Annotated in this window: 21 protein-coding genes and 2 pseudogenes; 20 read left to right on the top strand and 3 right to left on the bottom strand. The window is 57.9% G+C overall.

From position 1 onward, the window contains the following. Positions 1 to 149 precede the first annotated feature (149 nt). Positions 150 to 428: a cell division protein FtsB gene (gene ftsB / locus BLU63_RS03750; RefSeq protein WP_008028992.1), complete on the top strand. Its 279-nt coding sequence runs from the start codon at positions 150 to 152 to the stop codon at positions 426 to 428. After that, on the top strand, positions 425 to 1132 hold the full coding sequence (gene ispD, locus BLU63_RS03745; RefSeq protein ID WP_010462788.1) for a 2-C-methyl-D-erythritol 4-phosphate cytidylyltransferase: 708 nt from the start codon (positions 425 to 427) through the stop codon (positions 1130 to 1132). Before ftsB ends, ispD begins: the two co-directional genes overlap by 4 nt. Before the next feature lie 136 nt (positions 1133 to 1268). Here the strand turns inward: ispD and BLU63_RS03740 are convergent, their stop codons facing one another. Beyond that, positions 1269 to 2165 carry a LysR substrate-binding domain-containing protein gene (locus BLU63_RS03740; protein ID WP_010462786.1) on the bottom strand — a complete coding sequence of 299 codons (897 nt, stop codon included), beginning with the start codon at positions 2163 to 2165 and terminating at the stop codon, positions 1269 to 1271. A 107-nt stretch (positions 2166 to 2272) separates the two neighbouring features. Here BLU63_RS03740 and BLU63_RS03735 point away from each other — a divergent pair, with 107 nt between their 5' ends. The 8 genes from BLU63_RS03735 to rpoS all read left to right on the top strand — a co-directional run bounded on the left by BLU63_RS03735 (position 2273) and on the right by rpoS (position 9407). After that, a complete protein-coding gene (locus tag BLU63_RS03735; RefSeq protein ID WP_010462785.1) occupies positions 2273 to 3385 on the top strand; it encodes an S-(hydroxymethyl)glutathione dehydrogenase/class III alcohol dehydrogenase in 1113 nt (370 codons plus the stop codon). 8 nt (positions 3386 to 3393) lie between these two features. Further along, complete coding sequence (gene fghA / locus BLU63_RS03730; protein ID WP_010462782.1) at positions 3394 to 4239, top strand: S-formylglutathione hydrolase; 846 nt, start codon at positions 3394 to 3396, stop codon at positions 4237 to 4239. Positions 4240 to 4282: 43 nt separating this feature from the next. Beyond that, positions 4283 to 4756 (top strand): 2-C-methyl-D-erythritol 2,4-cyclodiphosphate synthase, encoded by a 474-nt coding sequence (ispF, locus tag BLU63_RS03725; protein WP_010462780.1) that lies wholly within the window; start codon positions 4283 to 4285, stop codon positions 4754 to 4756. Next, on the top strand, positions 4753 to 5811 hold the full coding sequence (truD, locus tag BLU63_RS03720; RefSeq protein ID WP_010462778.1) for a tRNA pseudouridine(13) synthase TruD: 1059 nt from the start codon (positions 4753 to 4755) through the stop codon (positions 5809 to 5811). Before ispF ends, truD begins: the two co-directional genes overlap by 4 nt. Further along, complete coding sequence (gene surE / locus BLU63_RS03715; protein ID WP_077748335.1) at positions 5799 to 6548, top strand: 5'/3'-nucleotidase SurE; 750 nt, start codon at positions 5799 to 5801, stop codon at positions 6546 to 6548. Before truD ends, surE begins: the two co-directional genes overlap by 13 nt. 41 nt (positions 6549 to 6589) lie before the next feature. Then, positions 6590 to 7225, top strand: coding sequence for a protein-L-isoaspartate(D-aspartate) O-methyltransferase (locus BLU63_RS03710; RefSeq protein ID WP_010462773.1), 636 nt, complete (start codon positions 6590 to 6592; stop codon positions 7223 to 7225). Between the two features lie 211 nt (positions 7226 to 7436). Beyond that, positions 7437 to 8294: a peptidoglycan DD-metalloendopeptidase family protein gene (locus tag BLU63_RS03705; protein ID WP_083374911.1), complete on the top strand. Its 858-nt coding sequence runs from the start codon at positions 7437 to 7439 to the stop codon at positions 8292 to 8294. Between the two features lie 105 nt (positions 8295 to 8399). Beyond that, positions 8400 to 9407 (top strand): RNA polymerase sigma factor RpoS, encoded by a 1008-nt coding sequence (gene rpoS, locus BLU63_RS03700; RefSeq protein WP_010462770.1) that lies wholly within the window; start codon positions 8400 to 8402, stop codon positions 9405 to 9407. Between the two features lie 474 nt (positions 9408 to 9881). Here rpoS and fdxA read toward each other — a convergent pair whose 3' ends face one another. Together fdxA and mutS are read right to left on the bottom strand one after the other, a co-directional pair. Then, positions 9882 to 10205, bottom strand: a complete 324-nt coding sequence (fdxA, locus tag BLU63_RS03695) for a ferredoxin FdxA (protein ID WP_008154011.1) — start codon at positions 10203 to 10205, stop codon at positions 9882 to 9884. Positions 10206 to 10347: 142 nt separating this feature from the next. Then, complete coding sequence (gene mutS / locus BLU63_RS03690; protein WP_174604225.1) at positions 10348 to 12915, bottom strand: DNA mismatch repair protein MutS; 2568 nt, start codon at positions 12913 to 12915, stop codon at positions 10348 to 10350. 211 nt (positions 12916 to 13126) lie between these two features. On the opposite strand from mutS, the gene BLU63_RS03685 reads away from it, so the two are divergent. From BLU63_RS03685 to BLU63_RS03640, 10 genes and pseudogenes are all read left to right on the top strand, one after another. Beyond that, positions 13127 to 13861 carry a LexA family transcriptional regulator gene (locus tag BLU63_RS03685; RefSeq protein WP_077748338.1) on the top strand — a complete coding sequence of 245 codons (735 nt, stop codon included), beginning with the start codon at positions 13127 to 13129 and terminating at the stop codon, positions 13859 to 13861. A 597-nt stretch (positions 13862 to 14458) separates the two neighbouring features. Continuing rightward, positions 14459 to 14767 carry a tail fiber assembly protein gene (locus BLU63_RS03680; protein WP_224795545.1) on the top strand — a complete coding sequence of 103 codons (309 nt, stop codon included), beginning with the start codon at positions 14459 to 14461 and terminating at the stop codon, positions 14765 to 14767. 132 nt (positions 14768 to 14899) lie between these two features. Then, positions 14900 to 15310 (top strand): tail fiber assembly protein, encoded by a 411-nt coding sequence (locus BLU63_RS03675; protein ID WP_083374908.1) that lies wholly within the window; start codon positions 14900 to 14902, stop codon positions 15308 to 15310. Positions 15311 to 15443: 133 nt separating this feature from the next. After that, positions 15444 to 15788 (top strand): phage holin family protein, encoded by a 345-nt coding sequence (locus BLU63_RS03670; protein ID WP_083374907.1) that lies wholly within the window; start codon positions 15444 to 15446, stop codon positions 15786 to 15788. Positions 15789 to 15822: 34 nt separating this feature from the next. Continuing rightward, positions 15823 to 16011: a Com family DNA-binding transcriptional regulator gene (locus BLU63_RS03665; RefSeq protein ID WP_083374906.1), complete on the top strand. Its 189-nt coding sequence runs from the start codon at positions 15823 to 15825 to the stop codon at positions 16009 to 16011. 10 nt (positions 16012 to 16021) lie between these two features. Continuing rightward, the gene (locus BLU63_RS03660) at positions 16022 to 16870 is read left to right on the top strand and encodes a putidacin L1 family lectin-like bacteriocin (RefSeq protein ID WP_083374905.1); all 849 of its coding nucleotides are present in this window, start codon (positions 16022 to 16024) and stop codon (positions 16868 to 16870) included. 87 nt (positions 16871 to 16957) lie between these two features. Then, positions 16958 to 17533 (top strand): annotated as a pseudogene (locus tag BLU63_RS03655) (phage tail terminator protein); the annotation flags it as partial. 4 nt (positions 17534 to 17537) lie between these two features. Further along, positions 17538 to 17624, top strand: a pseudogene (locus BLU63_RS33680) (DUF2635 domain-containing protein); the annotation flags it as partial. A gap of 287 nt (positions 17625 to 17911) precedes the next feature. Further along, entirely contained in the window at positions 17912 to 18475 is a 564-nt protein-coding gene (locus BLU63_RS03645; protein ID WP_083374904.1) for a glycoside hydrolase family 19 protein, read from the top strand. Then, positions 18457 to 18993, top strand: a complete 537-nt coding sequence (locus tag BLU63_RS03640; protein WP_083374903.1) for a lysis system i-spanin subunit Rz — start codon at positions 18457 to 18459, stop codon at positions 18991 to 18993. The genes BLU63_RS03645 and BLU63_RS03640 overlap by 19 nt, the downstream gene beginning before the upstream one ends. Positions 18994 to 19008: the final 15 nt, after the last annotated feature.

Genomic DNA, 19008 nt, shown 5'->3' with positions numbered 1-19008 from the left:
CGGATTGTGTCGGAAAAATCGCTACAGCGATGGATTTGCCACTAATCTGATGCCTTATAAGCACAAGCCTGGGTCTTCCAGGCTTCGTGCTATCAGAAGCTTCAAAGTTTTGGCATGGCTGTCTTTTTTCACTGGATACCTGATATTCGATGCGCAGTCCCAATTGGTTGTTCCTCGTCTTGCTCTTGTTGCTGGCTGGCCTGCAATACCGCCTGTGGGTGGGAAATGGCAGTCTGGCGCAAGTGGCTGAGCTGACTCAGCAGATCGCAGATCAACACGCTGAGAACGAAGGGTTGCTGGAACGCAATCGGGTCATGGACGCCGAAGTCAGCGAGTTGAAAAAAGGCATGGAGACCGTGGAAGAGCGGGCTCGTCATGAGTTGGGCATGGTCAAGGACGGTGAAACCCTTTACCAGTTGGCTCAATGAATAACTCTTTACCGGCCTTCTGGGCCGTGATTCCTGCCGCGGGCGTCGGTGCCCGTATGGCCGCAGACCGTCCCAAGCAATACTTGCAATTGGGCGGGCGCACTATTCTCGAACACAGCCTTGGTTGTTTCCTTGATCATCCTGCCCTGAAGGGGTTGGTGGTCAGTCTTGCTGTTGATGATCCCTACTGGCCGAACCTGGCGTGTGCTGCCGATCCGCGTATTCAGCGGGTCGAGGGCGGCGACGAGCGTTCCGGGTCAGTGCTCAATGCCTTGCTGCATCTGCACGCTCAAGGTGCTGACGATGAAGACTGGGTGCTGGTTCACGATGCTGCGCGGCCGAATCTTTCGCGTGATGATCTTGATAAGTTGCTGGGTGAGTTGGCGGACGATCCAGTGGGCGGGCTGCTGGCAGTTCCTGCCCGCGATACGCTCAAACGGGTCGACAAGCACGGTCGTGTGGTTGAAACCGTGGATCGCAGCGTGATCTGGCAGGCGTACACGCCGCAGATGTTTCGCCTCGGCGCGTTGCATCGGGCATTGGCGGACAGTCTGGTGGCGGATGCCTTAGTGACTGATGAAGCGTCGGCCATGGAGTGGGCTGGGTTGGCGCCGCGTCTGATTGAAGGGCGGTCCGATAATCTCAAGGTTACTCGCCCTGAAGATCTTGAATGGCTTCGTCAGCGTTGGGCTAATCGCCGCTGAGTCGTTCATTGGCTGTTCAACCGCCATCGCGAGCAGGCTCACTCCTGTATTGGAATGAATTTCTCTGTAGCACTGAGCCTGCTCGCGATGGCGTTCTATCAGTCAGCAAAACTGTCACTGAAAGCGGCAATCCGAGCTAAGTTCGATACTCCGGCCGCTCAGCCAACCCTTGCTTCAAATAATCCACCAACTTGCGCACCTTCGGCGACAGATGCCGCTGCTGTGGATACAGCGCCCAAACCGCCGTGTTCGGTGGCTGGTGCGCCTCCAGCAATGAAATCAATTCGCCGTTTTTCAGGTGCTCCAGCACGTAATAGTCTGGCAGCTGACACAACCCGACACCCTGTAGTGCCGCATCCAGAACCGCTTGCCCACTGTTGCAGCGCCAGTTTCCCTGCACCCGTTGCGAAAATTCCCGCCCGTTCTGCTCCAGTTGCCACATGTCCGAACTGCCGATCAGGCAATTGTGGCGGCTGAGTTCCGACAAACTGTGTGGGCGACCATACCGTTCCACGTAGGACGGCGACGCGCACAAATACATCCGCCGTGGTGCCAGGCGTGTGGCGACCAGTCGCGAATCCTGGAGACGCCCGAGGCGGATTGCCAGGTCCAGCCCTTCGTGCACCAGGTCGAGAGGACGGTTGCTCAATTCAATGTCGACGCGCAGTTGTGGATAAAGGCCCATGAAACGGGTCACCAATGGCACGATGAAGCGTTCGCCATACGCCACGGCGCAGGTCATGCGCAGCATGCCCTTAGGCTCGCTGGTCAGGTCGCCGACCGCGCGCAAGGCTTCTTCGCGACCGTCCTGCAAGCGCTGGCAATGTTGCAAAAAGGTTTGCCCGGCTTCGGTCAGCGTCACCCGGCGAGTGCTGCGGTAAAGCAGTCGCGTCTGAAGGCGCTCTTCGAGGCGTGCGATTTGTCGACTGATGTGAGAGGAAGAAACTCCAAGGCGTTCCGCCGCCGCCGTGAATTGGCTGCACTCGGCCACGGCGACGAACTCGTCGATTCCTTCCCAGCGGTTTTCAGACATCCAGGATTATCCCTGTGTGGCAATAATGTTTTGCTTTTGCCCGGATTATTCCTCGTAGCGCGCTGTATTACACTCCCTGTCTCGTTTTTATTCACTGGAGAATCCACATGATCAAGTCGCGCGCTGCCGTTGCCTTCGAGGCCAAGAAACCCCTCGAGATCGTCGAAGTCGATGTCGCCATGCCCAAGGCCGGTGAAGTTCTGTTGCGAGTGGTGGCCTCCGGTGTCTGCCATACCGATGCCTACACCCTGTCGGGCGCTGACCCGGAAGGCATCTTCCCGTCGATCCTCGGTCACGAAGGTGGCGCGGTGGTTGAGGCGATCGGTGAGGGCGTGACCTCCGTCGCGGTCGGCGACCATGTGATCCCGCTGTACACCCCGGAATGCCGTCAGTGCAAATTCTGTCTGTCGGGAAAAACCAACCTGTGTCAGGCGATTCGCGCGACTCAAGGCAAGGGCCTGATGCCGGATGGCACTTCGCGCTTTTCCTACAAGGGCCAGCCAATTTTCCACTACATGGGGACCTCGACATTCTCCGAATACACCGTGCTGCCGGAAATCTCCGTCGCCAAAATTCCAAAAGAAGCCCCACTGGAAAAAGTCTGCCTGCTGGGCTGCGGTGTCACCACCGGTATCGGTGCAGTCCTCAATACCGCCAAGGTAAAACCAGGTGATACCGTCGCCATTTTCGGTCTGGGCGGCATCGGTTTGTCAGCCATCATCGGTGCGGTCAAGGCCAAGGCTGGTCGCATCATCGCCATCGACATCAACCCGGCGAAGTTCGAGATCGCCAAGCAGCTCGGTGCAACCGACTGCGTGAACCCGAAAGATTTCGACCGTCCTATCCAGGAAGTCATCGTCGACATGACTGACGGCGGCGTCGACTTTTCCTTCGAGTGCATCGGCAATGTGCAATTGATGCGTGCGGCCCTTGAGTGCTGCCACAAGGGTTGGGGTGAGTCGGTGATTATCGGTGTGGCCGGTGCCGGCCAGGAAATCTCAACCCGTCCATTCCAGCTGGTGACCGGTCGTGTCTGGCGCGGTTCGGCATTCGGCGGCGTGCGCGGTCGTACCGAATTGCCAAGCTACGTCGAGATGGCCGAAACCGGCGAAATCCCGCTGGATACGTTTATCACCCACACCATGGGCCTGGAAGACATCAACAAGGCTTTCGACCTGATGCACGAAGGCAAAAGCATCCGTAGCGTCATCCATTTCTGAGGTCGGTCATGAGCCTGGAAAATATCTCCTGCCAGAAAAGCTTCGGCGGCTGGCACAAACGCTACAAGCACCGCTCCGATGTCCTCGGCTGCGACATGGTGTTCGCCGTGTACCTGCCGCCGCAGGCGGAGCAGGGCGGCAAGTTGCCGGTGCTGTATTGGTTGTCCGGCCTGACCTGTACCGACGAAAACTTCATGCACAAGGCCGGCGCGATGCGCATGGCCGCCGAGCTTGGGTTGATCATCGTTGCGCCGGACACCAGCCCTCGCGGACCCGATGTTCCAGGTGATCCGGACGGCGCCTGGGACTTCGGTCTCGGTGCCGGGTTTTATCTGAATGCCACGCAGGAACCCTGGTCCCGGCACTATCGGATGCATGACTATGTCGTGCAGGAATTGCCGGCATTGGTCGAAGCCCATTTCCCGGCGTCGGACAAGCGCGGCATCAGCGGTCACTCCATGGGTGGCCACGGGGCGCTGGTCTGCGCCTTGCGCAATCCGGGGCGTTACCAATCGGTGTCGGCGTTCTCGCCGATCAACAATCCGATGGATTGCCCGTGGGGTCAGAAAGCGTTTTCCCGCTACTTGGGGGAGGACCGCTCGAAGTGGCGCGAATGGGATGCCTGCGCACTGATCGCCGAGGCCGACGAAAAGTTGCCGTTGCTGGTCGATCAAGGTGATCGTGATGATTTCCTGGCGACTCAACTCAAGCCTGAAGCCTTGCAACAGGCGGCCAAACTGGCCGGTCATCCGCTGACGTTGCGCCTGCAACCGGGCTACGACCACAGCTATTTCTTCATCGCCAGCTTCATTGACGACCACTTGCAGCATCACGCACGCGCTCTAGGCGCCTAATGCAGGTAGAATCACGCCCTGACAAAAATCGGGGCGTTTTTTTATGCGTATTGGCCACGGCTATGATGTGCACCGTTTCGCTGAAGGCGATTTCATTACTCTGGGCGGTGTGCGCATTGCACACGGCTTCGGGCTGCTCGCTCACTCCGACGGTGACGTCCTGCTGCACGCCTTGAGCGATGCCTTGCTCGGCGCCGCTGCGCTGGGTGATATCGGCAAGCACTTCCCGGACACCGACCCGACATTCAAGGGTGCCGACAGCCGCGTGCTGTTGCGTCACGTCGTCGCACTGATCCACGCCAAAGGCTGGAAAGTCGGCAACGTCGATAACACCATCGTCGCCCAGGCGCCGAAAATGGCCCCGCATATCGAATCGATGCGCGCGCTGATTGCCGCGGATCTTCAAGTTGAGTTGGATCAAGTGAACGTGAAAGCTACCACCACCGAAAAGCTTGGCTTTGTCGGTCGCGAAGAAGGCATTGCCGTGCATTCCGTTGCCTTGTTGCTGCGCGCATGAACGAAGCGCAATTGCTCGGCCCGCGAGCCTATGGCGACGCCCTCGGTACGGCGGTTCTGAAAGCCACCGCAGAAGATTTTCAGGTCGATGAAGTGCTCGATATCCCCCTCAGTGGCGATGGCGAACACTTGTGGATCTGGGTGGAAAAGCGCGGTCTCAATACCGAAGAAGCAGCACGGCGCATTGCCAAGGCGGCGGGTGTGCCATTGCGCACCGTCAGCTATGCAGGCCTCAAGGATCGTCAGGCGCTGACTCGCCAGTGGTTCAGCGTGCAGCTGCCGGGCAAGGCCGATCCTGATTTGTCGGCGGCCGAAAACGACACGCTGAAAATCCTCAAGACCGGTCGGCACAAGCGCAAGCTGCAGCGCGGTGCCCATTCGGCGAATGGCTTCACCTTGCGCCTGACGCAATTCGCTGGCGACAAAGCTGCGATTGAAGAGCGGCTGCAGCTGATCGCCAAGCAAGGTATTCCCAATTATTTCGGTGCCCAGCGTTTCGGCTTTGATGGCGGTAACGTGGTCGATGCCCGTGCCTGGGCCGCGCGCAAGGCGTTGCCGGAGCAGCGCAATGTCCGTTCGCGTCTGCTCTCCACTGCCCGCAGCTTCCTGTTCAACCAGGTATTGGCGGCGCGTGTGGCCGATGGCACCTGGCAGCAAGCGCAGGTCGGCGATCTGCTGGCCTTCACCGACAGCCGCAGTTTTTTTCCGGCAGGTGAAGCCGAGTGCAACGACCCGCGTCTGGCAATTCTCGACCTGCACCCGACCGGACCCCAGTGGGGCGAAGGTGACTCGCCGGCGACCGGCGCTGTCCATGTACTGGAGCAGGCAATCGCCGCTCGCGAAGCGGATCTGCGCGATTGGTTGATTAACGCCGGAATGAACCACGAACGTCGCATCCTGCGGCTGCCCATTGGTGGGTTGACGTGGCATTATCCGGAGCCTGACATTCTGCAACTGGAATTCGTCCTCCCGGCCGGATGCTTTGCCACCGTATTGGTGCGCGAGCTTGTTGATCTGGTGCCGGTGGGGCAGACGGACAGCCCATGCGTATTCTGATTTCTAACGACGATGGGGTAGCCGCACCCGGTCTCGCCGCGCTTTATGCTGCGCTGGCGGATTACACCGAGTGCGTGGTTATCGCCCCGGACCAGGACAAAAGCGGCGCCAGCAGTTCGCTGACGCTCGACCGTCCGTTGCACCCGCAAACCCTGGCCAACGGCTTTATCAGCCTGAACGGCACACCCACCGATTGCGTGCACCTGGGCCTTAACGGCTTGCTGGAGCGCGAACCGGACATGGTGGTTTCCGGCATCAACCTGGGCGCCAACCTGGGCGACGACGTGCTGTATTCCGGCACCGTTGCGGCGGCACTCGAGGGGCGTTTCCTTGAGCGTCCTTCGTTCGCCTTTTCGTTGGTCTCACGGCAAGTGGAGAACCTTCCCACGGCCGCTTACTTTGCGCGCAAACTGGTCGAGGCCCACGCTGACCTCGACTTGCCACCGCGTACGGTACTGAGCGTGAATATTCCCAATTTGCCGCTGGACCACATTCGCGGTATTCAGCTGACCCGCCTCGGGCACCGCGCACGTGCTGCGGCACCGATGAAAGTGGTCGACCCGCGCGGCAAGTCCGGTTACTGGATCGCCGCCGCCGGGGACGCCGAGGATGGTGGCCCGGGCACCGACTTTCATGCGGTGATGCAGGGCTTTGTCTCGATTACTCCGCTGCAACTGGATCGCACCTTCAATGATGCCTTCAGAAGTCTCGATGGCTGGTTGGAGGGGTTGCGCTAATGGCTCGTGAACAAGACGATATTCTGCGTCGCGGCATCGGGATGACCTCGCAACGAACCCGCGAGCGCCTGATTCAGCGTCTGTATGAGGAAGGGGTTTCCAACGCCAAGGTGCTGGAAGTCATCCGTCGTACACCGCGTCACCTGTTCGTCGACGAAGCGCTGGCTCATCGCGCCTACGAAGACACGGCCCTGCCGATCGGACACAACCAGACCATCTCCCAGCCTTATATGGTGGCGCGCATGAGCGAGCTGCTGCTGGAGGCCGGTCCCTTGGACAAGGTGATGGAAATCGGTACCGGCTCGGGCTACCAGACGGCGGTGCTGTCGCAGCTGGTTGAACGGGTGTTCTCCGTGGAGCGCATCAAGGTGTTGCAGGACCGGGCCAAGGAACGCCTGGTGGAGCTGAATCTGCGCAACGTGGTGTTCCGCTGGGGCGATGGTTGGGAAGGCTGGCCGGCACTGGCGCCATACAACGGCATTATCGTGACCGCAGTGGCGACTGATGTACCCCAGGCGTTGCTGGATCAATTGGCGCCTGGCGGGCGGCTGGTGATTCCTGTCGGCTCCGGTGAGGTGCAGCAACTGATGCTGATCATCCGCGAAGAACAAGGCTTTTCACGTCGTGTTCTGGGGTCGGTTCGCTTCGTGCCACTGCTCAACGGGCCGCTGGCCTGAGCATTTGTTCAAGTACGCTGAATTCTCTTCGATTGCCCGGGTCTTACAGCGGCATAGATGGGTTAAACAGGATTCATCGGCCGGCAGCAAACGTGTGCGCGAAGCGATTTCGCTTCATTAAAGGTAAAGCCTGTTCGGCCCGTTATACTTGCGACATTTCGTGCCGAAACACGGCAATCCACTATTTCAGCCACCAAAAAGGGAGCGGCGGGTGAGTCTCACAGTCATTGCGCAGCGTATGGGTACAAAGAGCTTTCAGCGCCTGGTGACTGGCCTCGTCTTGAGCACCTTGCTGGTCGGTTGCTCCAGTTCCAAAACGAGTGACGTGCGTGTCGTCGATCGCAACAAGTCCGTCGCCCAGCGTCCGGCGGTGACCACGGGTCAATACGTCGTTCGACCAAAAGATACGTTGTTCTCGATCGCTTTTCGCTACGGCTGGGACTACAAAGCCCTCGCCGCACGGAACAATATTCCTACGCCGTATACGATCCATCCGGGTCAGACAATTCGCTTTGACGGTCGCACCGGATCAACGTCGGCGCCGGTAGCCAGTGCTACCGATTCAACGCCTTCGTCGTCGCTGAAAACCACGGTAATCCGGCGCCAGCCAAATGGCGCAACCACCAGCACAGCGGTGGTTGCACCGTCCGTCGCCAGCAAGCCGACCCCCGCTCCGATGCCTCCTGCCGGCCCGGCCCCGACCGGCTGGGGATGGCCATCTAATGGCATTCTGATTGGAAAGTTCTCCTCAAACGGTAGTTTGAATAAAGGAATTGATATCGCCGGGGATTTGGGACAGCCTGTTTTAGCTGCGTCTGATGGGACGGTGGTATACGCCGGGAGTGGCTTAAGGGGCTACGGCGAATTAGTCATCATCAAACACAGCGACACCTACGTCAGTGCCTACGGACATAACCGCAGGCTGTTGGTTCGGGAGGGGCAGCAGGTCAAGGTCGGACAGACAATTGCCGAAATGGGGTCAACGGGTACAGACCGGGTGAAACTGCATTTTGAGATTCGCCGACAAGGTAAACCTGTAGATCCACTGCAGTTCCTGCCACGTCGTTGATTTGTTACCAGCCTGTTCCGTCACGTAGAGGGGACAGGCTCCAGCGTTGCCAAGGATAAAGGCGCCGCTTGAGCTTGGGGTCGAACTCACCAAAGGACTATAACAATGGCTCTCAGTAAAGAAGTGCCGGAGTTTGACATCGACGATGAGGTTCTCCTTATGGAGACCGGCATCGCTACGGATTCGATGTCGAATGATGAAGGGGCTGCTCCACCTTCCGTTCGTGCCAAATCCAAACACTCCGCTTCGCTAAAGCAACACAAGTACATCGACTACACGCGGGCACTTGATGCCACGCAGCTGTACCTCAACGAAATCGGCTTTTCCCCGCTGCTCTCCCCGGAAGAAGAAGTTCATTTTGCGCGTCTGTCGCAAAGTGGTGATCCGGCCGGGCGCAAACGCATGATTGAAAGCAACCTGCGGCTGGTGGTGAAAATCGCCCGGCGTTACGTCAATCGTGGGTTGTCGCTGCTGGACCTGATCGAAGAGGGCAACCTCGGACTGATCCGGGCAGTGGAGAAATTCGATCCTGAGCGCGGCTTCCGCTTTTCAACCTACGCAACCTGGTGGATTCGTCAGACCATCGAGCGCGCAATCATGAATCAGACCCGGACCATCCGGTTGCCGATCCATGTGGTCAAAGAGCTCAACGTGTACCTGCGGGCTGCACGAGAGCTGACCCAAAAACTCGATCACGAACCCTCACCCGAAGAAATCGCCAACCTGCTGGAAAAACCAGTGGCAGAGGTCAAGCGCATGCTTGGCTTGAACGAGCGGGTTTCTTCGGTCGACGTCTCGCTGGGTCCGGATTCGGATAAAACCCTGCTGGACACCCTTACAGATGACCGACCAACCGATCCATGTGAGCTGTTGCAGGATGACGACCTGTCCCAGAGCATCGATCAATGGCTTTCGGAACTGACCGACAAGCAACGCGAAGTGGTGGTACGCCGCTTCGGCCTGCGCGGTCACGAGAGCAGCACACTTGAAGACGTGGGCCTGGAGATCGGCCTGACCCGGGAACGGGTCAGACAGATTCAGGTGGAAGGCCTGAAACGTCTTCGGGAGATTCTCGAGAAGAACGGCCTGTCGAGCGAGTCGCTGTTTCAGTAAGCAACGCGCTTGAGTAGCATTAAAAAACCTCGACTGGTTCGGGGTTTTTTAATGCCTGGGAGATGGCTGGCAAGCGCCTCAGGATTGTAGTTTCGCGCTGTAAGTCTTTGCTTACTCTTTCGTAAGTGTTCGTTATTTTTACAGTGTGGCAGTCGCTCATCTGTTACGTCTGTTCGAGTTATCTAGTTGATTTATATAGTTATTAATAAAGATTAAAAGCATATGACAGAGCGTTTTGCGGATTGGGAGCGATTGCGCTTGGTGGGGAACTCTCTAGTATCTGAACTGTGTCAACGGACAGACACACCCTTCAAGGATGAGGGGAATGGACATCGCAGGGAAGCGATTCATCAGGACGATGAAAAGGAACACAGGGAATAGGGAAAAAATGTGGGCGGGTCAAACCGCCCCTTTTTTTTTCCTGCAGAAAAGCAAAAAGGCCCGCTAGGGGCCTTTTCGAGAACGCGGGGGAAATCAGCGTTCGAGGTCTTTGATCTTGCCTTTGACGCCATCCCACTCTTCAGCGTCGGGCAGCGATTCTTTCTTCTCGGTGATGTTGGGCCAGATTTCGGCCAACTCAACGTTCAGCTGAATGAACTGCTGCATGTCTTCCGGGACTTCATCTTCAGAGAAGATGGCCACGGCAGGGCATTCTGGTTCGCACAATGCGCAGTCGATGCACTCATCCGGGTGAATCACCAGGAAGTTCGGGCCTTCGTAAAAGCAGTCCACCGGACAGACTTCTACGCAGTCGGTGTACTTGCACTTGATGCAGTTGTCGGTGACGACGAAGGTCATTTCTAATTTTCTCCTCAGGCGGCGGCAGCGGAGCCCCTTCTTGTTGGGGTCGCCAGGTTTGGGAGCGATAGTCTGCAGGCCAGGCTATTAGCCTGCAGCATCCCAAACCGCGCGAGATTCTAACAGCTTGCAGGCAAGTGCGTTAGATCCGTGTCTTTAGTGTATAGAGCATTTCTAACGCGCGACGCGGTGTCATGTCATCCAGATCCAGTTTGGCCAGTTCATCCAGCACCGGATGCGGCAGGCTGGCGAACATATCGCTCTGCTGCGGCGCGGCCGGTTTGCCTCTGGCTAGTTTCGGAACTTCATGGGGCAGGGCAGTCGCTTCCAGTCGGCCCAGGTGCTCGCGAGCACGCACGATCACTTCACTCGGCACACCGGCCAACTGCGCAACTGCCAGGCCGTAGCTCTGGCTGGCTGGCCCGGGCAGCACGTGGTGCAGGAACACGATGCGCTCGTTGTGCTCGGTGGCATTAAGGTGAACGTTGGCCACCAGCGGCTGGGCTTCCGGTAACACCGTCAGCTCAAAGTAGTGGGTGGCAAACAGCGTGTAAGCCCGCAGATGCGCCAGACGTTCGGCGGCAGCCCAGGCCAGGGACAGGCCATCGAAGGTGCTGGTGCCGCGGCCGACTTCGTCCATCAGTACCAGGCTACGTTCGGTGGCGTTGTGCAGAATGTTCGCGGTTTCGCTCATTTCGACCATGAAAGTCGATCGCCCGCCCGCCAGGTCATCGCTGGAACCGATCCGGGTGAAGATCCGGTCCACCAGAGACAATTCGCAACTGGCTGCCGGCACGAAACTGCCAATGTGCGCCAGCAGCACGATCAACGCGGTCTGGCGCATGTAGGTGGATTTACCGCCCATGTTCGGACCGGTGATCACCAGCATGCGCGTGTTGTCGTCGAGGCTCAGGTCGTTGGCCACGAACGGCGTGGTCAGCACTTGCTCGACCACCGGGTGGCGACCCTGGGAGATGCGCATGCACGGCTCGTCAACGAAGCGCGGGCAGTTCAGGTCGAGGTTCAGCGCACGTTCGGCAAGGTTGCTCAGCACGTCCAGCTCGGCCAGTGCCGCGGCGGTGTCTTGCAACGGCGGCAATTGGGCGATCAGGTCTTCGAGCAGCGCTTCGTACAGCATCTTCTCGCGGGCCAGGGCGCGGCTCTTGGCTGACAACGCCTTGTCCTCGAACGCTTTCAGTTCCGGCGTGATGAATCGCTCGGCACCTTTGAGCGTCTGGCGGCGGATGTAGTCGGCCGGTGCCGATTCAGCCTGCTTGCTCGGCAACTCGATGAAGTAACCGTGAATGCGGTTGTAGCCGACCTTCAGGTGCGACAGGCCGGTGCGAGCCTTCTCCCGTGCTTCCAGGTCGATCAGGAACTGCCCGGCGTTTTCGCTGAGCGATTGCAAGTCGTCCAACTCGGCGTCGTAACCGGTCTTCAACACACCGCCGTCACGGATCACCGCCGGCGGGTTGTCGATGATGGCTTTTTCCAACAGCGCCGCAAGTTCCGGGTAGGTGCTGGTGGTCTTCGCCAGTTGAATGATGTGCGGCGCTTCCAGTTCAGTCATCGCCACTTGCAATTCTGGCAATGCACCGAGCGCATCGCGCAGGCGAGCCAAGTCGCGAGGACGGGCATTGCGCAGGCCGATCCGCGCCAGAATCCGCTCGATGTCACCGATTTCCTTGAGCTGCGGTTGCAGTTTTTCGAAACGGTAACCGTCGAGCAGGCAGGTGATCGAGGTCTGTCGCGCCAGCAATACGGTCAGATCCCGCAGCGGACGGTTCAGCCAACGGGTCAGCAGGCGGCTGCCCATGGCGGTCTGGCAGCGGTCTACCACCGACTGCAACGTGTTGTCGCGGCCTCCGGCCAGGTTGGTGTCCAGTTCCAGGTTGCGACGGCTCGCGCCGTCCAGCACCACGGTGTCATCCAGGCGTTCATGGCGCAGGCTGCGCAAATGGGGCAGGGCGGTGCGCTGGGTTTCCTTGGCGTAGCTGAGCAGGCAACCGGCGGCGCCGATGGCCAGGGTCAGGTTCTCGCAACCGAAGCCTTTCAGGTCCTGGGTGGAGAATTGCTGGCAAAGGCTTTTCAGTGCCGAGTCGCGTTCGAAATCCCACGGCGCACGGCGACGAACCCCGCGACGTTTTTCCGCCGGCAGGTCCTTTGGCCAGTCATCGGGAATCATCAGCTCCACCGGATTGACCCGCTCCAGCTCCGCCAGCAGGTTTTCCCAGCCCTTTATTTCCAGCACGGTGAAGTTGCCGCTGGTGATGTCCAGCACCGCCAGACCGAACAGACGTTCGTCACCCAACACCGCCGCGATCAGGTTGTCCCGACGCTCATCCAGCAGCGCTTCATCACTGACCGTGCCCGGCGTGATGATCCGCACCACCTGACGATCCACCGGCCCCTTGCTGGTGGCCGGATCGCCGACCTGTTCACAGATCACCACCGATTCGCCGAGCTTCACCAGTTTCGCCAGGTAGCCTTCGGCGGCGTGGTAAGGAATCCCACACATCGGAATCGCCTGACCGGCCGACTGCCCACGGGCTGTCAGGGTGATGTCCAGCAACTTGGCGGCCTTCTTCGCGTCTTCATAGAAGATCTCGTAGAAGTCGCCCATGCGGTAGAACATCAGCTGGTCGGGGTGCTGGTTCTTCAGGCGCCAGTATTGCTGCATCATTGGCGTGTGGGAGGACAGATCGGACAGTGCTTTATTCATCGGATATCAGGCAAATTCGTTGAAAGGTGTAGGGCAAAGGAGGGACATCAGCCCGGCTTTTCCGCGATGGGCGCAAGGTTAACATGAGCGGTCTGCCGGACGCAGGCATCAAAGCCCTGCCGCACATTTCTGATGTTTATGCATGATTTATGCGAATCAGCATTTGTCTTCCGAAAAAAGTTCAAGCACTATGCCCGTTATGCAAAAACGCAATGTTTCTACCGTCTTAAGAGCGCTGCTCGATCAGCACGGGATCTCCCCCACGGAGCTTCACCGTCGCACCGGCGTGCCTCAATCCACTCTCTCGCGAATCCTCAGCGGGAAGATCGTCGACCCTTCGGATAAACACATTTCGAAGATCGCCGAGTACTTCGCTGTGAGCACCGATCAGTTGCGCGGGCGCGCGGATGTCGCTGCCATCGCCAATACCGGGCGCGATCAATTGCATTCCGAACTCAAGGACATAAGTCTGTGGGACGACGACACGCCCGTCGATGATGACGAGGTGTCGGTCCCCTTTCTTCGCGAGGTTGAATTGGCTGCTGGATCAGGAAGATTCGTTATCGAAGAAAGCGAACGCTCTAGCCTGCGCTTCGGCAAGCGCAGCTTGCGCCATAACGGTGTGCAATTCGATCAGGCCAAATGCGTGACGGTGCGCGGCAACAGTATGCTGCCGGTGCTGCGCGATGGCGCCACCGTTGGCGTGAATGCGGGCAAGTGCGGGATTGGCGACATCATTGATGGCGACTTGTATGCCATCAATCACAATGGCCAATTGCGGGTGAAACAGCTTTATCGCTTGCCGACCGGTATTCGTCTGCGCAGCTTCAATCGGGATGAACACCCGGACGAGGACTACACTTTTCAGGAAGTCCAGGAAGAGCAAATCGTCATCCTCGGTCACGTCTTCTGGTGGGGCATGTACGCCCGTTAACCTCACCGCCCTGCAATAAAACCCGCCACCGAGCGGGTTTTTTTTCGCCTGCCACAAACCGTCAGCGCCTTTGTTTGCAGGGGTTTCATGCGCCAGTGCATTTATAGCGCATAAATAAATGCATTTGCGCATTGACTGTATATGCATCCATGCATATTCTTTGTCTCAAGCCGCTCAACAAAGCAGCTCGAAACGAAGCTCTTTAGTTCCACCACAAAAGGCAGCGATGAACCGGCCTCAACGGTTCAGAGGGTTGGCAACTGACCCGGGTGTGCAGCGTAAAGCACCAGAAGCAGTTATCCGGCGGGCAGGGACCGCGGTCGGAAAAACAATCTGAATGGACTCGTACCGCGCCAGTAGCGCCGAAAGATCAACGCGAAGGACCGCATTACTGAAAAGCCCGGCAAGCGCCGGGCTTTTTGGAATGCCTACCTCGGGGTAGGAGTCGAAACACCGGGATGCCGGTGATCAATAAGGACATAAACATGAAAAAAGTGCGCACGCATTGTCGGCGGCAAAGTCGACAACATCTACCAGACCGTAAACCCCATCGCTGACGAGTTTCCGTCCGACCAGCTCTGGGTCGAGGTCTCCGGGTTGTCCAGCAACCAGGTCGACTACTCCTACAACGCCGTGAACACCGACGGTGTATGGCGCTTCAACTCGGGCTTCCCTTATCCAAGCTCGCCGCACGGTGAGCAACTGCGCAATGAAAAGGTCCGGCGACTCGACAATGTCACGGCCAGCGTTGAGTCCCTGGCCTTGCAATTCAAAGTCGACGTGGGCGTGGCCACTACCGCGGAGCAGACTTACCTGCTGGCTTTCAAGGAGTACTGCATCGCTTTCAATCAGGTCAATAAACAGCCTGGCTTTCCGCTGACCATTGTCTGGCCCGAGTTGCCTTGAACACGATCTGAAATCGCAGCAAAACAAAGACCGCATGACCCGTCCGCAGCGCGTGCAATGGCTGTCGCTGCGCGACCCGGCATGCAGAAATGAAAAGCAGCGTCCGCTGCAAACTTTACAAGGAGTTGGAAGATGAACCGATATGCATGCGCAGACGGGATGAATGGCAAGGTCACCGCACTGGTGGATGCCGAGCAAGCGCCGACTCCCATCGCACCGTGGATTTTCTGGGTTGATGTAACGGGTAACACGGAAATTCGGGTGGGATGGAAGGCAGAGCAAATCGACGATGTCTGGACGTTTACGGAGCCTCCCTACGAAGAGCTGCTCAATCAGGCGCTTGGTCGCACACAGCAATTTCTGGAAGAGGCAGGCCGTTGGCTGATGTTCAATCCTTTGCCATACAAGATTGATCTCGGCATCGCCTCACCGTCGGACGAAGCTTTGCTGTTGGCCTACAAGCAATACGTCGTCGCCGTGAGTGAAGTGAAAAATCAACCGAGCTATCCGCGAAACATCAATTGGCCCGTCGTTCCCTGGTAATCCAACAGTTCGTTCAAGCCATCACAACGGATAGCAATGCATCACCGAAGAACCCGGCGCTCGCCGGTTTTTTTTCAATGCCTTTTCACGTCGTGCCATTCAAGCACACATCAATCACCCCGGGAGGCGTGACATGACAAACGAGCAACAAGCGTTGCTGGACATGCCGATCTGGCTCGTCATCGTGCTCGCGCTGGTGGGCGGGGTGTCCGGCGAAATGTGGCGCGCCGACAAGGACGGCGCCCGCGGCTGGTCACTGCTGCGGCGTCTGGCCTTGCGCTCCGGGGCCTGCGTGATCTGCGGGGTCTCGGCCATCATGCTGCTGTATGCCGCCGGCGTGTCGATCTGGGCCGCTTGCGCATTTGGCTGCCTGACGGCGATGGCCGGGGCGGACGTGGCCATTGGTCTTTACGAGCGCTGGGCAGCCAAGCGGATTGGTGTTTGCGACGTGCCGCCCAACAATAAGAATACTGAGTAAAGGGGTAAAAGGGATATTTGAAAAGGAGGTCAATATGTTGAGCGACTTTCGCTGCGGCAAGTGCAATCGGTTACTCGCAAAAGTAGATGTACTCTATCAAGTACAGATCAAGTGCCCCCGATGTGCCACCTTAAATCATGTGAAGACTGAAAGTCTCGGACGTTCGCCTGTGAGCGAAATCAATGCAGCTTCTACTGCAAAAAAACAATCAATCGACTTATAGGTGAAACTAAATGGCTACGCTTCCTCGTTATCCGTTCACTGAGAACGGTAGTTCGGTTCTTTTGCCACTGCATGAGATGAGTGCCGGGCAATATCTTCAGTCACCCGACAAACGTTTTAAGATGATTCTTCAGCCCGACGGTAATCTTGCCATCTACGACGGTGCCAATACTGTCTGGGTGGCTGTCGCTGGTCAACCGTACACGAGTGGCGGGACGAAGATAGATAACTCAAAAATTTATTTCTATCTCATGTATTACGCGTTCCTGAATGATCCTTCGCGCAATCGCATGTGGGGTACGGCAAACAGTACACCGCTCAATAATGATATTTGGGGCGCTTACAACCGCACCTATCTGTCGCTGCAAAATGATGGAAACTTGGTAGTGGTTGACTCGGTTCCCGTCTGGGCGAGCAACTCGGCTATTCCAATAAGCCCCTCCATCGACTCGGTATATATTGCGGCGGGGACAACACTGGAAGTTGATCGGCGTTATGTATCTGGGGGGACCACGCTAATATTTCAATCGGACGGCAATCTGGTGGTTTCGAATGGGCCGCTGGGTGTTCTCTGGGCGAGTTGGACACAAAATAAGGGCGCTACTCGTGCTGTCATGCAAGAGGATGGGAACTTTGTGATTTATGGCGTAAATAATACACCTCTCTGGTTTACCGGCACTGCCGGTCGACCTGGTGCAATGGCAAAAGTCCAAGCGAATGGCAGTTTCTCAATTGTCAGCGAAAAACCTGTCTGGGCTCGATTTGGTTTTACACCGACCATTCTGCCAAAGCGCGTATTCAATTTTGATAACGGGCCATGGGTACCAATTTATGAGCGTCCTCTCTGGACGTTTAATTAATCAATGATGGTTGCCCTGCGTGATGGCGGGGCTTTTTTTAAACCCCGACGCGTTATCTGGCGTTTTTTTCAATGCCCGGTGAAAACCATGAAAATTTCGTCCCTGATTGCACAACTCCGCGATCAATGCCCAACCCCGGGCAATCGAATCGGGACGGGCATCGATCTCACCAACTTGCAAGCCAACACCCCGCTGCTAACCCCTTGTGCTTACGTCGTACCGGTTGCCGATCTGGCGAGCAAAAGCGTGGCGCAAAACCTGAATCTGCACCCCATCCGCGACAACTTTGAAGTGACCCTGGTGTATGACATCACGGACGCTAAAAAAGCGCGGGACCTGATGCACGAGCTGCGGGCCGAGCTGTGGCTTGTGCTGGTGGGTTTCAAGCCCGGCAGCGACTACGAAGCTATCGCGTACGACGGCGGCAAACTGGTTTCGATCAACAGCAACCGTTCGCTGTATTGCCTTCGCTTTTTTACCGAGTTCCAGATCGGCCGCAATCAGCCTGGTCAGTCAGCGGAGAGCTGGCAAGATCGTGAACTGGACGGCTCGTCGTCCTTTCCCGGGGGCACGGTGCGGGTCGATGCGATTTATCCGGCGGACCCCAATCTGAAACGCCCGGGGCTCGAAGAGCGCCTAGAACGGACTTTTTCTGGAGACGTACCTCATGAGCAATCGCAACGCTCTGCTGCCGACCCTAGGCTGTCCCGTACCCGACCCGGAACTGGGCGATCTGTTGCCCCGCGAGGTCTGTGACGTGCCGGACAGCGCCTGGTGGAGTCGTCGTCTGACCGATGGCGATATCACTACCGAAGCCGTGAAAGCGGCAAAACCACAGGAGCCAAATAATGGTGATCGGCTTCAGCAACATCCGCGCGGACATCCATGTTTCGCTATTTCACGCCGGATGGATAACTCGGCGGCTAATCGCGCATCGTCGGCCATGCACCGTCGATATCGGGGCTTCTTAGCCCGAGGGGACGGCCTGATCACTGTTCTCAATTTTTGCGCGCTAAACCAAATCAAATTCGGGGATATCTTATGCCTATCACTGAAGGGCAGTTGCTGGAGATCATGCCCAACGCCCGCTCCCAAGCGGGCGTTTTCATTTCCGCTCTCAACACCGCCATGCTTCGTTTCAGCATCAACACCCCAAAACGCGCCGCCGCCTTCCTGGCGCAAGTTGGCCATGAATCTGGACAACTACATTACGTGCGAGAACTCGGCAGCGATCAGTACTTGAGCAAGTACGACACCGGCACGTTGGCCGCACGTTTGGGAAATACGCCTGCGCTGGACGGCGACGGCCAAAAATACCGTGGCCGAGGCCTGATCCAGATCACCGGTCGTGACAACTACCTCCAATGCAGCCTCGGACTGTTCGGCGATGATCGCTTGGTGTTTGTTCCGCAGCTATTGGAACAACCCCAATGGGCCGCCGAATCAGCCGCGTGGTTCTGGGAGCAAAACGGCCTCAATGAACTGGCCGACCGCGATCAGTTCAACAGCATCACCCGGCGCATAAACGGTGGGCTTAACGGTCTGCAAGATCGTCTGCAGCTGTGGGCGCGGGCGAGGGCGGTGCTATGTCAGCCTTCGGTCTGATCCCGATTTCTTACCGGGCAATCGGCCTTGTTGTGTTACTGGCAGTGCTGGCCGGCGGCTCGGCGGCGCTGGCCTGGCACTTTCAGGATTGGCGCTATGGCCGTCAACTCGCGGAACAGGCCCGGCTGCACGCTGAGGCGCTGAACCGGCTGACGTTGGCCGCCGCAACCCGGCAACAGGCCGAGCAGGACAAGCGTCTGGCGCTGGAGCAGCGTCTGTCGGCCAGCGAACAAACCCATTACCGAGCGCTTACCGATGCCCAACGTGATCAAGGTCGCCTGCGCGATCGTCTTGCCACTGCTGATGTGCGCTTGTCAGTCCTCCTCGATGCCAATGACGCTGCCTCAGGCTGTTCAATGTCAGCCACCTCCGGCGCCGGCGGCGTGGATCATGGAGCGGCGCGAGCCCGACTTGACCCGGCGCATGCTCAACGAATTATCGCCATCACCGATGCCGGCGACAGCGGACTGATTGCCTTGCAGGCTTGCCAGGCCTATGTCAGAGCCATCGCTCGATAACATTTTGACCGATCC

Origin of the sequence: Pseudomonas mandelii (assembly GCF_900106065.1) — a bacterium.
GTDB classification, from domain to species: domain Bacteria; phylum Pseudomonadota; class Gammaproteobacteria; order Pseudomonadales; family Pseudomonadaceae; genus Aquipseudomonas; species Aquipseudomonas mandelii.
This window is presented reverse-complemented; position numbering and strand designations above follow the sequence as displayed.